This window comes from Microcoleus sp. D3_18_C4 (assembly GCF_036702355.1).
Classification (GTDB): domain Bacteria; phylum Cyanobacteriota; class Cyanobacteriia; order Cyanobacteriales; family Microcoleaceae; genus Microcoleus.
In genome coordinates, this window is sequence record NZ_JAUBTF010000017.1 from 48,670 (window position 1) to 62,940 (window position 14,271).

Genomic DNA, 14,271 nt, shown 5'->3' on the forward strand with positions numbered 1-14,271 from the left:
GATTGGGGCGCTCATCGCCCCAATCACCTTAATTTTAAATGATTTAGCGTCCTAACGGTAGCTTGAGTTCGATACCCAGCTTTTGACCGACATCGATCGCCGTATTAGCAAAATCAGTCACGCCTGCGATGCCAACTCCGATCGCAGTACCCGCCGCTAAAAGAGCTGTTAAGCTTTTCTTTAATCGAGTTTTATTCCATTGGTTTTCCGGTTTCTTGATTTCGGTTTCAACATCTTCAATATCAATAATTATCCCCTCGCGGATGTCTTCGGGAAACTGATCGGCGGTTTCACGCATGGAGGAAATCAGTTTGAAAAGTTCGGCGGTCTTGGCGTTATTGTTTTGCAGGGATTGATTGCCCGCAACTTCGGCACTGTTCGACGAACCGCCGATATTGCCGGAAAAGTTAGCACCTTGAAAAGCACCTTGAAAGTTGTTGGTTTCAGAAGAATTTTGAGTCATTTTTGCTGAGGCTTTATTAATAATTGGTCTACTAACTGCTAGTTTAGCGATATCTACAATGTCATCATATTCTCTTCCGTATTTTTCATCGCCCATTTGGTTTCTGCGCCGATGTTCGATCGACTCATACCCATCCAGCAACTGCCGCAAATTCCGACGCGTTTTAAGTTTGCCGATCAGAACCTCAGTCTGGCCCATCTCCTCCAGCCCTAGCAATTCATCATAATCCAGCGGATCGGCATCGGGATAACCGGGAACCGGCACCCATTGACTGATTTCCAGATTGGCAAAAGATTTGTGGATTTTGGTAAACGTATCGCGAATCATGCTGAGGAAAGAACGCCGCGTCGATTCCCGCCCGCTAACGGCAATAAAGATTTTCTTATCTTCCGGGTCAGATTTGATCCGGGCGATGTTGTATACTTCAGCGCCTTCCCTGTACTCCAGCATAACCCCCGTGCGCCAGTGGGTGCAGTTGTGGATTTTGTCGTGCATGAGGACGATGAAGCGCGAGAGGATGCTTTCGGGGAGGATGCGGTAGTGATATTGAAATTCCAGGGTTTCGCCTTGGAGTTTGGTGTTTTCCGGTTGTTCTTTGGGCAAGATGCCGGGGATGAGGAAAGTCGGCGCGGGACAATGGCTGACGGGGAAGCAGAGTTCAAATTCGCCCATCAACCCGGTGAGGCAGTGGTAGCGGCGGCTGGGATATTTATTTGAGTCGAGGATGCGGCTGAGGTCGGCGTAGGAGAGAATACCTTTGGTTTTGACTTTGAGTTCCTCGTCGCTGAGGAGGGCATAGATGCCTTCTGTCACCCAGTGCGGATTGAGGATGTTGGTGGATTGCAGGATGGGGTGTTCGCGGAAGTTGAGGACAATGCCCAGGTTGTGCAGCAGTCCGATCAGTTGGGTTTGGTCGGTTTCTTCAAAGATGTTTTCTTTGGCGCAGATGGTGGCGTATTCGCTGATGCTGATGATGTCTTTGTCGAGGTTTTCCAGGCGCTGCTTGACTTGGAACCAGCTTAGCGGCAAAAGATCGTAGACTTCTTTGAGTTGGGAGATTTCCGTGTGGATGGCGCTGCGGAGTTCGTCGATGCCGGTTCCGCTTTGGCAAGAGGTTTCGATAATCGCTTTGATGTTGGGATATTTGTCGCGCAAGGCTTTGCGGTTGAGATCCAGGGGTTGTTCGTCGCACTTGTTGCCGACGAGGATGACGGGGGAAGCGTCGCCGAAGCTTTCGATCAGTTTTAGCCAGTATTCGAGGCGGTTTTCGTCTTCGCTGGTGCGGCAGTTGCACACGAGGAGGTAGAGGCTGCGTTTGGTAAGGAAAAATTGGTGGGTGGCGTGGTAGATTTCTTGTCCGCCGAAGTCCCAGACGTTGAGTTTGACTGGTTTGGTGTTGACTGTAATTTGCCAGTCTGTGATGTTGAGTCCGTCGGTTTGGGGCTCGTTGGGGTTGTATTTGTTGTCGGTGAGGCGGTTGATCAGGGAGGTTTTGCCGACGCTGCCTTGCCCGACGAGGAGGACTTTGGCTTCGTTGAGGGGGAGAACTTCACCGCTGCGGAGTTGGCGGAGGTAGTTGAATATGGTGGCGGGAGTACCGGAGTCTTCTCTCAGGGCGAGCCATAGAACTTCGGGAAAAATGGGCAGGGGATTCCAGCGGAGGTCGAGTGTTTCAAGTTTTGGCAGTGTTTCCAAACATTCAGGAATAGTTTGAATCTGATTGCTACTGAGGTAAAGCTGTGTCAGATTCGACAGTTGGGCGATCGCATCTGGGAGTTCGGTAATCTGATTGTTATCGAGGAAAAGCTGTATCAGATTCGACAGTTGCCCAATCGCATCTGGGAGTTCGGTAATCTGATTGTTATCGAGCTGAAGCTCTGTCAGATTCGACAGTTGCCCAATCGCATCTGGGAGTTCGGTAATCTGATTGTTATTGAGCTGAAGCTCTGTCAGATTCGACAGTTTGCCCATCGCCTCTGGGAGTTTGGTAATCAGATTGTTCTCGACGTGAAGCCCAGTCAAATTGGATAGTTCGCCGATCGCCTCTGGGATTTGGGTAATCTGATTGTTATTGAGCTGAAGCCATGTCAAATTTAACAGTTGGCCGATCGCCTCTGGGATTTGGGTAATCTGATTGTTATTGAGCTGAAGCCATGTCAAATTTAACAGTTGGCCGATCACCTCTGGGATTTGGGTAATCTGATTGCTATTGAGGAAAAGAAGTGTCAGATTGGATAGTTGGCCTATCGCCTCTGGGATTGCTGTAATGTGATTGTTATTTAGGAAAAGCCGTGTCAGATGGGACAGTTGCCCAATCGCCTCTGGGATTTGGGTAATCTGATTGTTACTGAGGTAAAGCAGTGTCAGATTGGATAGTTTGCCGAGCGCATCTGGGATTTCGCTAATCTGATTGCCATTGAGGTAAAGCAGTGTCAGATTGGATAGTTTGCCGAGCGCATCTGGGATTTCGCTAATCTGATTCCTACTGAGGTCAAGCTGTGTCAGATTTGCCAGTTGCCCGATCGCATCTGGGATTTCGCTAATCTGATTTCCATTGAGGTCAAGCAGTGTCAGATTCGATAGTTGCCCGATCGAATCTGGGATTTGGGTAATCTGATTGGAACTGAGAATAAGCTGTGTCAGATTGGAAAGTTGAGCGACCACTTCCAGGATTTTGGCGATTTGATTGCCATTGAGGGAAAGCAATGTCAAGTTAGATAGTTGAGTTATCGCTTCGGGGATTTCGGTGATTTGATTGACGTTGAGGTTAAGTTCTTTCAGATTGGACAGTTGGCTAATCGCCTCTGGAATTTTGGTAATCTGATTGTTAGTAAGGATAAGCTGTGTCAGATTGGAAAGTTGAGCGACCGCTTCCGGGATTTCGGCGAGTTGATTGCTATTGAGGGAAAGCAATGTCAAGTTAGACAGTTGAGCGATCGCTTTCGGGATTTTGGTAATCTGATTGTCACTAAGATTAAGTTGTGACAGATTGGACAGTTGACTAATCGCCTCTGGGATTTCGGTAATCTGATTTTTAACAAGCGAAAGTATTTTTAAGTTGGTTAATTGAAGAACAGCATCAGGAAACTCAGTTAACTTATTCCCAACCCATTTTCTTTTCTCCTCATCCCACTTCCCCAACAGCAACGTCTCAAGCTGCGTGCACTTGCCAATCTCCCCCGGCAACTCCTCCAAGCCCAGCCCCGACAAATCCAGTTCCGTCAATTTTTCCTCGGCTGCTTGGTCAATTCGCCGCACTGCTTCCTCTCGCGTCATGCCCTTTGTCTCTCGGTAGGATTCATTTTATTGTGACAGGATTTTTCGCTTGGTGGGGAGTTGCCCGCGCGTCACAATCAAAGAAACCGGGTTTTTTTTTGTTTCTACACTGTCATGCGTCTTCTGGGCAAAAACCCGGTTTCTGAGCGAGACATCACAACTATAATAAAATAACCGTTAAAAGAGGAAAGCCAATGGTGACGAGCCTGAATGTGGATACAGCACTGCTGCAAGAGGCGATCGAACTTGAGGGAGAAATTGAGATCGAGACTCTAGTTGAAATCGCCTTGCGCGAATACATTCAACGCCGCAAACAGCCACAGAATCTCGAACTTAGCTTTGGAGAATCTCTCAGTGCATTTCGTGAAAAATATCAACTGCACGAACTGGGTTTAAATCCTGATGAAATTTGGGGAGAAGTTCGCGATCGAACTTTTGCAGAACGCGAGGTCATCTTTGAATGACGCTGCATTATTTACTCGATACCAACACGATCTCGGAAATAATGCGATCGGTTTCTTCGCGGTGGCATCCTAATGAGTTTTTGGTTTAGTAATGACGAGAAATACCCAGAGAAACCGGGTTTCTCAGTTCTGCGTGTGCTACCTACTTACTTAAACTTTAGCTAATCTAAATATAAACACACAATCAACCTCAATGTGATGTTTTTTACCAACAGATGACAAAGGGTGATAAGCTGGGGATAGGAAGTTATTTGTTTATGAACCAAATTAAACGTGTTGCCATAGTGGGAGGAACCCACGGAAACGAACTCACAGGAATTTACCTCGTGAAAAAATTCGATCGCGCGCCAGAGTTAATTGGGCGATCGACTTTTGAAACTATCACCCTGCTAGCCAATCCCAAAGCTTGCGAAATCGGGACACGCTACATCGATATCGACCTCAACCGCTGCTTTAGAAAGCAAGATTTAGAAAATCCCCATCTCTCCAGCTATGAAGCGCAGCGGGCGAAAGAAATCTCCCGCCTTTTTAGCTCAAAAAACACTCATCTGCCCAACTTAATTATCGATTTGCACAGCACCACATCCAACATGGGGCTAACATTTATTCTCGCCAGCCATCATCCATTTAACCTGCTACTAGCAGCTTATTTAACCTCTGTGTACCCCCACCTCAAGGTACTCGCTTCTACAATCAAGAATCATGATAGTCCTTTGCTGCGATCGCTTTCCGAATTAGGGGGTACGCTGGAAGTTGGTGCAGTCCCGCAAGGGATATTAGATGCGTCTTTATTTCAGCAAACTGAGCAAGTTGTCGGCACGATATTAGACTGCGTAGAAGCCTACAATCAAGGCACAATGCCTGCTGCAAAGAATCCCCTGACTATTTATCACACCATTGGGGCGATCGACTATCCCAGAAACGAGAACCGAGAAATTCAGGCAATGATTCATCCTCATCTGCAATTCAGAGATTATGAAGCCCTAAATCCCGGCGATCCGATGTTTTTGACCTTGGATGGTGAGTCGGTATTGTATGAAGGTAAATCAACCGTTTATCCCATTTTCATTAACGAGGCTGCTTATTATGAAAAAGGAATTGCCATGTGTTTTACTCAAAAGCAAATAGTCAGTCTTGAGTAGAAATTTAAAAATTATTCTTGAGAATTTTCAGGTGACAAAAACTCCTCTTTAGAAGCCGTAGTCAAAGAACGCAATTCCTTCCATATTTCCAAAGTGATAATACAGGTAATCAGCCACACCAAACCAGCCGTATAACCAGCAATAACATCGGTAGGCCAGTGAACTCCTAGGTAAAGTCGGCTCAAACCAATAGCAGAAATTAATACAACTGTTAAGCTATAAATCGACCAGCGCTGCTTGGGAAATCGTACACCCAAAAAATATCCTAGCAAACCGTAAATAACCATTGAAATCATTGCGTGACCGCTAGGAAAACTGTAAAATGCTACATTAACAACCCGCTCCCAAAGTTGAGGTCTATCGCGGGCAAAAAGTTTTTTTAACAGTAAATTTAAACCGATCGCCCCACCACCCGCGAGCGCAATAGTTGCAGCTTCCGAGCGGTGATTGCGCGCTAGCAAAACAATACCCAACGTCAGACAAATCACTAGCAGCAACTTCGGCTCGCCCAAAAAAGTAAAGCCCAGCATTATTTGATCGCGCAGCGGAGTGTGCAATTGCCTCAGAGCTAGTAAAATAGAGGTATCGAAAACGTAACTTTCTTTTTCCAACACGTCTTCGGCAAGGGTGGCAAATCCCCACATCCCCAAAGCCGCAACAGCAAGCCCGGCCAGCCGAATTATTGAAATGAGCGATCGAATTTTAGAACGCATTCTTGAATTAATTAAAAATTTTAAATTTCCAACTCAAAATAATACAACAAATATAGGAAACGAAAAAGCCTTACCAATCGTCTAGATGCTTGAGCAACTATATTCTGAATGATTAATTGGCTTTTCACTACCCACCTCAGCTTTTACCTCTAACCTGCGAATGACTATACTATCAAAAAAACACATTTCTGCAATTTTGTTGGTCTTGGGGTTGACAAATCTTTCTAGTTGTGCTAATAAAAGCGGAGTAAATGCCCCGATCGCCGAAGCCCACACGATCGCCCAGCGTCTCGTCTCTACCGCAGTCGCCCAAAAGCCGAACAACCCGCAATTCGGTAAGCCGATCGACTGTACCCTAGGCAAAGACTGTTTTGTATTGCTGTATTTCGATCGAGAACCCGGCCCCACCGCCGTCGATTTTGGCTGCGGGCGCCAAACCTACGACGGGCACGACGGCACAGATTTTGCCATTCCCGACGCCAAAGCAATGGCAAAAGGAGTGCCAGTTATTGCCTCCGCAGCAGGTAAAGTTTTGCGATCGCGAGATGGTGTGGTCGATCGGCGTTTACAAAATGAAACAGAAAAAGCCAACATCGCAGGCACAGAATGCGGCAACGGCATGGTAATCGACCACGGCGGTGGTTGGGAAGCCCAATACTGCCACCTCCGTCAAGGCAGCGTTGCCGTCAAACCGGGTACGCAGGTACAAAAAGGCACAGTTTTGGGCATGGTGGGAAACTCTGGGATGGCATCTTTCCCCCACGTACACGTAACTTTTCGCTATCAAGGCAAGCCCGTAGATCCGTTTGTCGGCCCCGACGCGAAGGTAGGCTGCAACATCGCCCGCAATCCAATTTGGGACAAGCCTCTAGACTATGTTTCCACAGGTTTAATTAGGGCCGGTTTTGCCAATAAGCCGCCGGACGAGAACGCTGTCTGGGAAGGACAATTTTCCGAGACTAAACTCCCTGCAAACAGTCCCGCTTTGTTGTTTTGGGTGCAAAGTTACGGAGTGCTCAAGGGCGATCGCGAACAATACAAATTATTTGCACCCAACGGCACAACCATTGCCGAGCAGACCAATGAAATTAAAGCCCCCAGCCGTACTTGGTTGGGTTATGTCGGCAAAAGAAACAGTACAAATTCTCCTCTGACTCCCGGAGTTTGGCGGGCCGAATACCGGTTGACGCGGGGCGATCGAGTTTTGGCAGAAGTCAAGCGAGAAGTTGAGTTGCGTTAGTCGCCAAGTTACTCATACCAAATTACTTTGAAAACGAGCATGAAATATGTTAAAATAACAACAATATTTTTTCATTTTTGATGGTCAATTTTTCCTGGTCTCATAATAAAAATGTCATACAGCCAATTCACAAACCTAGAAATGATTGAAACCAACTTTGGCATAACCATTGCTGACAAAGTTGGTATTTTTGCCCATTTACCCGAAGCCGAGTATAGCGAGCTTCTCAGCCAAACTCTGCAAGACAACATTTCTTTAGCTTTAGCAATTAATACCGAAAAAGCTCGCTCAGAATTAATTGTCACACCTATTTTAGTAGAACTTAGAAAGCAGTTTAAGTATCAAATTAGCTTTTTTTCCGGAAAAGAGTTTAATGTAGATTTAGAAAAAGGATTGACGGGTTTCTGTGATTTTATGATTAGTCGTTCTCCCGAACAACTGCTAATCAAAGCCCCTGTTGTCGCCTTAGTAGAAGCTAAAAATGATAATATCCAAGCTGGGCTTCCACAATGTATGGCAGAAATGATTGCCGCTCAAATCTTTAATGAAAGAAGAAACAATAACATTTCCGAAATATATGGGGTGGTCACAACAGGAACCAATTGGAAATTTTTACGGCTTAGGAATCAAATTATGGAAGTTGATTTAAATGATTATTTCATTGATAATATTAGTAAAATTATTGGCATATTAAAATATTTGATCGATGCAGCTAACCTATGAAACTGGGAGCCAATTTATGAAAGTTGCTCAATAGAGATAAATTGAACAATGACTTAACCATAATTTTTACAATATCACAAATTCTCCGGGACAATCTAGCTTTCATCAGCTTGTTGTCGCCGGCTCGATCGCTCCTCCTTCCCCGTCGAACGCGATCGTTCGGGAGGGTGGTTTGGATGTTGACAATTTAGGGCAAATTGTTCCAAGCTTGAGCCACAATGTCGCTCAGCCATAGCCTCTGAGCAAAATCGAGCAAATTGTCGTCCGCGAGTACTTCAGCCTTCAATTCATCCAAAGACTGAGATCGCGATCGAGCTATTTGAATCACACCCGCGATCGCCGACGCCACCAATTCTTCATTCAGCGGCTGCTGTCGCAAAGCAATCATTTCTTGAGGATTCGTAGGAATGGGATAATTCATAGAAGTGCATACCGAAAGGAGTAGATATTCAGCCACTGCGGGCCAACCGAGAGCAAGAGCGATCGAAAACCTAAAAATCTGAGAACATTGTAAACTTATTTAAAACTAAATAAGTATTCGGGAGTATAGCCTACTTTGCTCCCTTGTCAACTCCCCCATCTTTATTAATTTATTCAGAATTGAGAGCCTAATCATGCAAGAAATTCTTTATCTAGAAGTCCCGACACCGGATACAGCAGCCGTCTGCACTTGGTTGCAGCACGAATTCGATCCCGGAATCGGAGAAAAAATTATTACTGCTGACGGCTTTCGCCTGCTTTCACCAGCCACAACAGCCGAGGTTCTCAAGTCTGGAACTCAAAATGCCAATCCAAAACCCGCCTTGGCTGACACCAATTCAGGAAACCCAAATTGGCGAGCGACAGAACTTTCCACTTTTGTCTGGTCACTGCAGCGCACCACTTATTTAAAAGTCTTTCGTCTAGAAGAGGCGCCTGCGGGAGAAAAAAAGTTCCTGGAAGCTCTGAATCTTGCTGTAAGAAACAAGTTTCCAGATCGCTACCGGGAACCCCCTGTCATAGACCTCTCCAAACAGTCAATTTTTGAGGCTCTTGCCCCCTATTACCCCCTCACCGTCAAATACTTCCAAAAAATGCCTCAAGGCGAATACGACCTCAAGCGCGTCTACTGGTGGGAACAGCGTTGGCGCGAAGGCACTCGCAATCCTCAAACGCCAAAACAAGTAGTGTTTTTGAAGGAAGAGGGAAGAGGGAAGAAGGAAGAAGGAACAGGGAAGAAGGAAGAAGGAAGAGGGAACAGGGAAGAGGGAAGAGGGGAGAAGGCAGAAGACACGATTTCGGTGTCTGATTCTGGCGATACTTTTTATGACTTAATTTATATTGGCGGGGCCTTGGGAGTGATTCACGCCGCAGTCATGGCGAGATTGGGCTACCGGGTGCTGCTAGTTGAACGAATGCCTTTCGGGCGAATGAATCGCGAGTGGAATATTTCACGGGACGAAATTCAAAGCTTAATTGATTTGGGTTTATTTACTGCGGCAGAAATAGAAACTTTGATTGCCAGAGAATATAAAGATGGCTACAACAAGTTTTTTGATGCTAACAATCCGCCCGTGGCTCAAGCGCCAGTTCTGCACACACCAAAGGTACTCAATGTAGCTTTGGACGGGGAGAAATTGCTGAATTTAGCGGGAGTTAAGCTAACAGAAGCTGGTGGAGAAATCTGGGATGAAACTGACTTTGTTAGAGCCGATGTTGCAGCGGAAAAAGTAGTAGTTCAAGGCCACCACTTGCCGACAAAAGCCGATCGCACTGCATTAGGAAGGCTGCTGGTGGATGCAATGGGTTCGGCTTCTCCCATCGCTTGGCAATTGAACGAAGGGCGGACTTTTGACAGCGTTTGTCCGACAGTGGGAGCAGTCATCGACGGAGGATTTGAGCCGGGAGTATGGGATTCCGAGTACGGGGATGTACTCCACACTCACGGGGACGTTTCCCGCGGACGCCAGCTCATTTGGGAGTTGTTTCCTGGCGCCGGCACAGAACTGACAGTTTATCTATTTCACTACCACCAAGTACATCCAGAGAACCCCGGTTCTTTGCTGGAAATGTACGAGGATTTTTTCGCAATTTTGCCGGAATACCGTCGCTGCGATGTCGATAAATTGGTGTGGAAAAAACCGACCTTTGGTTATATTCCGGGGCATTTTAGCAGCAACAGCGGCGATCGCTCCGTGGCGATCGATCGCCTAGTCTCGATCGGCGACGCAGCATCTCTGCAATCTCCCCTCGTTTTCACAGGCTTCGGCTCCCTTGTCCGCAATCTTTTCCGCTTAACAGACCTTTTGGATACTGCTTTAAAGCACAATTTGCTGACGGCAAATCACTTAAACCAAATTCGCGCCTACCAGAGCAATGTTTCAGTAACATGGCTATTTTCTAAAGGCATGATGGTTCCTACCGGGAGCAGTTTGCCACCCCAAAGAATTAATTCAATTCTCAATACCTTTTTCGGTATTTTGGCAGCACAAAAACTCGCTGTAGCTGAAACTTTTATTAAAGACAGAACCGACTGGCTAACTTTCAATCGACTGGCGATCGAAGCAGCCGGAAAAAACCCTTCTCTCCTCTTGTGGATTTTAGATTTTGTCACGTTGGGGGATATTTGGCGCTGGCTGGGAAGTTACTTGAATTTTACTCTGCTGGCTTTGGCCAGTTTGCTGTTCGGATGGCTTCCCAGCTTCGCCCGCAGGGTACAGCCTTGGTTGGAACCCCGGTATCCGGCTGTTTGGCTGTGGCTGTTGGCTACCAGCTATGCTCTCACCTATGGCATGGGAAAGGGGAGAAAAGAGTGTTGAGTTTTGAGTGTGGACTCAAAACTAGCAACTTCTGTTCGCTATCGAAAACTCGGCAATTCAATTTCAGCTAGCGATCGGCGTTTTTTAGAAGCCCGCAGCGGACTGGCAATCAAGCTCAGCCAGTCTGGTTGGGGGACTGCTGTAGGTTTTGCCACACTCGATCGCACTTCTTGAATGCCAAAGGTTTCAACAGAGTTCAAAATTTGAAAAGCCCTGGCCAATTCTTGGGCGTCCACTTTGGTAGCAGTTTCGGGTTCAGACTCAGCCATCGGCAGTTCAGGTTCCGCAACCGGTTCGGCCGAGTCAGTTGCCGGCTCATGAGGCTGGTAGGTTTCGGTCTCCTGTAATTGAATGGCGGATACTTGTGCTAATTTGTTGAGTTCTAGAGGGGCTGGGGATTCAGGCTCGATCGCCTCAACAGCAGCGGCTACCTCTGGAAGCTCTTCTGGTTCCGACCAAGGTTGGACAGGGGAAGCGTTGAAGGCTGGCGGCACAGGCATCTGAGAGCTTTTGACCGCCGCGAGCAAAGATTCTAATTGTGCGCTGGCGGTGTCCAGATTATTGTCAGGCGGCTCAATCCTCGGTGACTTTACCTGCGGCCTGTCCAAACTTCTTTCCAAGGCAGCTTTGAATTGCAGAGTGTGGCGCTGCTGGCGGTGCAAGCGGGCTCGCAATTCCCTGCAAATATTTTCTGTGGCTACTAACTGCTGTAACTGTTCGTTGTAGCGCTGCACAGTAGACGCACATTCTCGCTCAACAGTCGCTAGCCTGACTTGGCTGGTTGCCAACTGACTTCTTAAATTTTCTACTAAAATTTCTTGACTTTGGAGGGTTTGATGGGAAACTTCCACTTTGCCAAACAGCCGCGTCAATTGTTCTTGAGTATTTTCGAGTTCTGCAGTCCGCTGTTCTAGCAAAGCTTCGCGATTCTGCAAGGTTTTTTGGGACTCTTCGAGAGCTGTTTCTAGCTGGGCGATGCGCTGCAAAAGGTCGCGGTTGCATTCGTGCAGCGCTTGCATGAGGGTGACTGGGGTTGATCCTTTGCCCTTGGCCTGTTCGGCATTCCCAAGCATATTTTTTAGATTCTCTGAAATCGGGGGCGAGCCCGCCTCAGTCGGCTGTGTCAGAGATGGCAAATTTTTTGTTTCAGGTGTTGTGGGAATTGCATCTACGCTGATGGCGTTGGGAAAATCTACTGTTTGCCAGTCTTCTTCTGGCTGTTGGGGAACCGTTGCGGGAGTGTCTGTCGCATCGGGGGCGATCGGCTCAAAACCCCCAGCAGCAGCAAAATCTGACTGAAATGGTTCGGTATCGGATGGAACAGCAGGGTACGGTTGGTGCTGATGGGCTCGAAGATCAGCTTCTGACATGGCTTTTTATCCCAATACTCACAGGGTCTCAGATACAGTCTATCCTTAGATATTCTCCCGAAGGAAGCCCCTAAGTGAGTTTTTGGTCCAGAGTCCTATCAAAATAATTTTTCCTGATGTCTAACGCACTGTTTCGGTATGCGTGCGATCGCCTAAGCTTTAACCACTGCACAATGTTTGTCAATGATTGCTGGAACTTCTGCCGGTGCAATGCGGCTGTAGCGAGTTTTGTCCGGCATCACAACTATATTTGGGCCCGCTTTACACTGTTTGAGACATCCGGTTCCCTGTACTGTCACTTTGTCTTCTAAACCGCGCGCATTCAAAGCATTTTCTAAAGCTTTACAGACTCCTCCAGCGCCCCGCTTCAGGCAGTCGGATTTTTGACATACTAATATTTTGGTTTGGGTTTTTGCCGGAGCTTTTACAGTTTGAGCCACAGTGGGAGAGGTGAATTCGCTTTTGCCGATCGCGCCATCGTCCGATGTCAATACCGCAACAGGCCCATTGGTGGAGTCGAGCAGTTCTGGCGATTGATCGTTGTTACCCTGAGCCAGCTTGAGGCTGCGAGCTTTAAGTTTTATTTTACCGTTTTTCAAATTGAGTTCTTTCTCACCTACAACTTGAACTCTCAACCCCGGTGTCAAAATAGGCGACAGAAATGCCCGCAATTCCTTGCCAAGTTTAACAAGATATTCTACTCCGCGATCGCTACTAATTCGCAAATATTTAAGTTTACAGCCATCTTCAATAATCAGGCCGAGGATTTCTCCCTCTAAGTTGAATTCGGAAACGTGCTTGCCAGATTTATACATTGTTATAACTCCTTTAAATCAGTTACATCCGTTACATCTTGTACGCTGCTCTTTCCCTAACTTCCTGCTTCCTTTAGCCCCTTTGCCAGCAGTATTCCAGCCACTGCACGAGTTCGCATCGAGGGGCACTGACTTGCCTCAACACGCTCATTAACTGAGCCGCTTGTTTAACAGTATTGACTTTTGCCCGCAAAGGTTGGTCAACCGCACACCAGCAGGGAATTTCTAGTTCTTGCAAGCGTTTGTAAACTTGCCACCTATCTAGCCAACTAACTTGCACAATGTCACAAACTTCTAATTCTGGATCTGCTGGATTCATTTTGTAACAACAGTAATAATTTGCATTAATTTTTACCCTCAATGGTAGCGGGTAGAAGTTAAAAGCCAGATTTCAGCAGAACATCAAAGATGATCAAAAGCCCTTCCTGAAAAATTCTGCCTTTTGCCCTCTGCCTTCTGCCTTCAGAAGGTTCGCCCCACTTTCAGGAAGCGCTCATAACGAGGATCTTGTTCAAGCATAACCCAACTGCTAATAATTCTCAATAGGTTTACAAAAAAAATTTCCTACTCTATAAAATCTTCCACTATCGAGGCAGACTCTGCTTGACTGGTAAATTTACAGTGCTAGACTGACTCTATTGGCAACAAAACTGCCTATTGAGAGGAGAACACACATGGCTGAGACTCAGAGTGCATTGAGACCGTTTGGCCACATAGCCGAAAACCCAGTTCTACTGGAACATTCAGTCACAGCACCGATTTGTGAAGGAATGAACGCGCTGCTGGCCAGTTTTCAGGCTCTATACCTGCAATATCAAAAACATCATTTTGTGGTGGAAGGGGCAGAATTTTACTCCTTGCACAAATTCTTTGAAGAAAGCTACGGAGAAGCTCAAGATAGCGTCCACGAGTTGGGCGAACGGTTAAACGGGTTGGGCGGCATACCGGCAGCTAGCTTTAGCAAGTTAGCCGAGCTGTGCTGTTTTGATCCGGAAGCCGACGGCGTATATTCCTGCCGCCAAATGCTGGAACACGATTTGGCAGCAGAGCAAGCTATCCTCGGTTTGCTGCGGCGTCAAGCAGGACAAGCAGAAAGTTTGGGCGATCGAGCTACGCGCTACCTCTACGAAAAAATCCTGCTAAAAACAGAAGAGCGGGCTTATCACATTTCTCACTTCCTCGCCCCCGATACCTTAGTGCAGTTGAACTTGAACTAACAATTCTTCTTCTTCCTCTTCCTTCCCGCCTTCGCGGTTCGTTATCTTAG

12 protein-coding genes are annotated in these 14,271 nt (G+C 46.8%); 6 read left to right on the forward strand and 6 right to left on the reverse strand.

What is annotated here, in order from left to right; translation table 11 throughout:
- Positions 1–43: 43 nt before the first annotated feature.
- Positions 44–3,739 carry a leucine-rich repeat domain-containing protein gene (locus QUA90_RS11310; protein ID WP_333445500.1) on the reverse strand — a complete coding sequence of 1,232 codons (3,696 nt, stop codon included), beginning with the start codon at positions 3,737–3,739 and terminating at the stop codon, positions 44–46.
- 194 nt (positions 3,740–3,933) lie between these two features.
- On the opposite strand from QUA90_RS11310, the gene QUA90_RS11315 reads away from it, so the two are divergent.
- Entirely contained in the window at positions 3,934–4,203 is a 270-nt protein-coding gene (locus tag QUA90_RS11315; protein WP_333445502.1) for a type II toxin-antitoxin system VapB family antitoxin, read from the forward strand.
- A gap of 257 nt (positions 4,204–4,460) precedes the next feature.
- The gene (locus QUA90_RS11320) at positions 4,461–5,345 is read left to right on the forward strand and encodes an aspartoacylase (RefSeq protein ID WP_333445504.1); all 885 of its coding nucleotides are present in this window, start codon (positions 4,461–4,463) and stop codon (positions 5,343–5,345) included.
- Between the two features lie 11 nt (positions 5,346–5,356).
- Here the strand turns inward: QUA90_RS11320 and QUA90_RS11325 are convergent, their stop codons facing one another.
- The gene (locus tag QUA90_RS11325; RefSeq protein ID WP_333445506.1) at positions 5,357–6,058 is read right to left on the reverse strand and encodes a phosphatase PAP2 family protein; all 702 of its coding nucleotides are present in this window, start codon (positions 6,056–6,058) and stop codon (positions 5,357–5,359) included.
- Between the two features lie 160 nt (positions 6,059–6,218).
- Here QUA90_RS11325 and QUA90_RS11330 point away from each other — a divergent pair, with 160 nt between their 5' ends.
- Both QUA90_RS11330 and QUA90_RS11335 read left to right on the forward strand, forming a co-directional pair.
- Complete coding sequence (locus tag QUA90_RS11330) at positions 6,219–7,298, forward strand: M23 family metallopeptidase (protein ID WP_333445508.1); 1,080 nt, start codon at positions 6,219–6,221, stop codon at positions 7,296–7,298.
- Positions 7,299–7,439: 141 nt separating this feature from the next.
- Positions 7,440–8,021, forward strand: coding sequence for a hypothetical protein (locus QUA90_RS11335; RefSeq protein ID WP_333445510.1), 582 nt, complete (start codon positions 7,440–7,442; stop codon positions 8,019–8,021).
- A 187-nt stretch (positions 8,022–8,208) separates the two neighbouring features.
- On the opposite strand, the gene QUA90_RS11340 is transcribed toward QUA90_RS11335, so the two are convergent.
- On the reverse strand, positions 8,209–8,442 hold the full coding sequence (locus QUA90_RS11340; RefSeq protein ID WP_190662685.1) for a hypothetical protein: 234 nt from the start codon (positions 8,440–8,442) through the stop codon (positions 8,209–8,211).
- 193 nt (positions 8,443–8,635) lie between these two features.
- Between QUA90_RS11340 and QUA90_RS11345 the strand changes: the two genes are divergently transcribed.
- Positions 8,636–10,819: a flavin-dependent dehydrogenase gene (locus tag QUA90_RS11345; protein ID WP_333445512.1), complete on the forward strand. Its 2,184-nt coding sequence runs from the start codon at positions 8,636–8,638 to the stop codon at positions 10,817–10,819.
- A gap of 38 nt (positions 10,820–10,857) precedes the next feature.
- Here the strand turns inward: QUA90_RS11345 and QUA90_RS11350 are convergent, their stop codons facing one another.
- The 3 genes from QUA90_RS11350 to QUA90_RS11360 form a co-directional block, all read right to left on the reverse strand.
- The gene (locus QUA90_RS11350; RefSeq protein ID WP_333445514.1) at positions 10,858–12,189 is read right to left on the reverse strand and encodes a hypothetical protein; all 1,332 of its coding nucleotides are present in this window, start codon (positions 12,187–12,189) and stop codon (positions 10,858–10,860) included.
- 152 nt (positions 12,190–12,341) lie between these two features.
- Complete coding sequence (locus QUA90_RS11355; RefSeq protein ID WP_333445516.1) at positions 12,342–13,004, reverse strand: (2Fe-2S) ferredoxin domain-containing protein; 663 nt, start codon at positions 13,002–13,004, stop codon at positions 12,342–12,344.
- Positions 13,005–13,077: 73 nt separating this feature from the next.
- Positions 13,078–13,323, reverse strand: coding sequence for an Asr1405/Asl0597 family protein (locus tag QUA90_RS11360; RefSeq protein WP_333085491.1), 246 nt, complete (start codon positions 13,321–13,323; stop codon positions 13,078–13,080).
- A 355-nt stretch (positions 13,324–13,678) separates the two neighbouring features.
- Here QUA90_RS11360 and QUA90_RS11365 point away from each other — a divergent pair, with 355 nt between their 5' ends.
- Positions 13,679–14,221, forward strand: coding sequence for a Dps family protein (locus QUA90_RS11365; protein WP_333085490.1), 543 nt, complete (start codon positions 13,679–13,681; stop codon positions 14,219–14,221).
- Positions 14,222–14,271 lie beyond the last annotated feature (50 nt).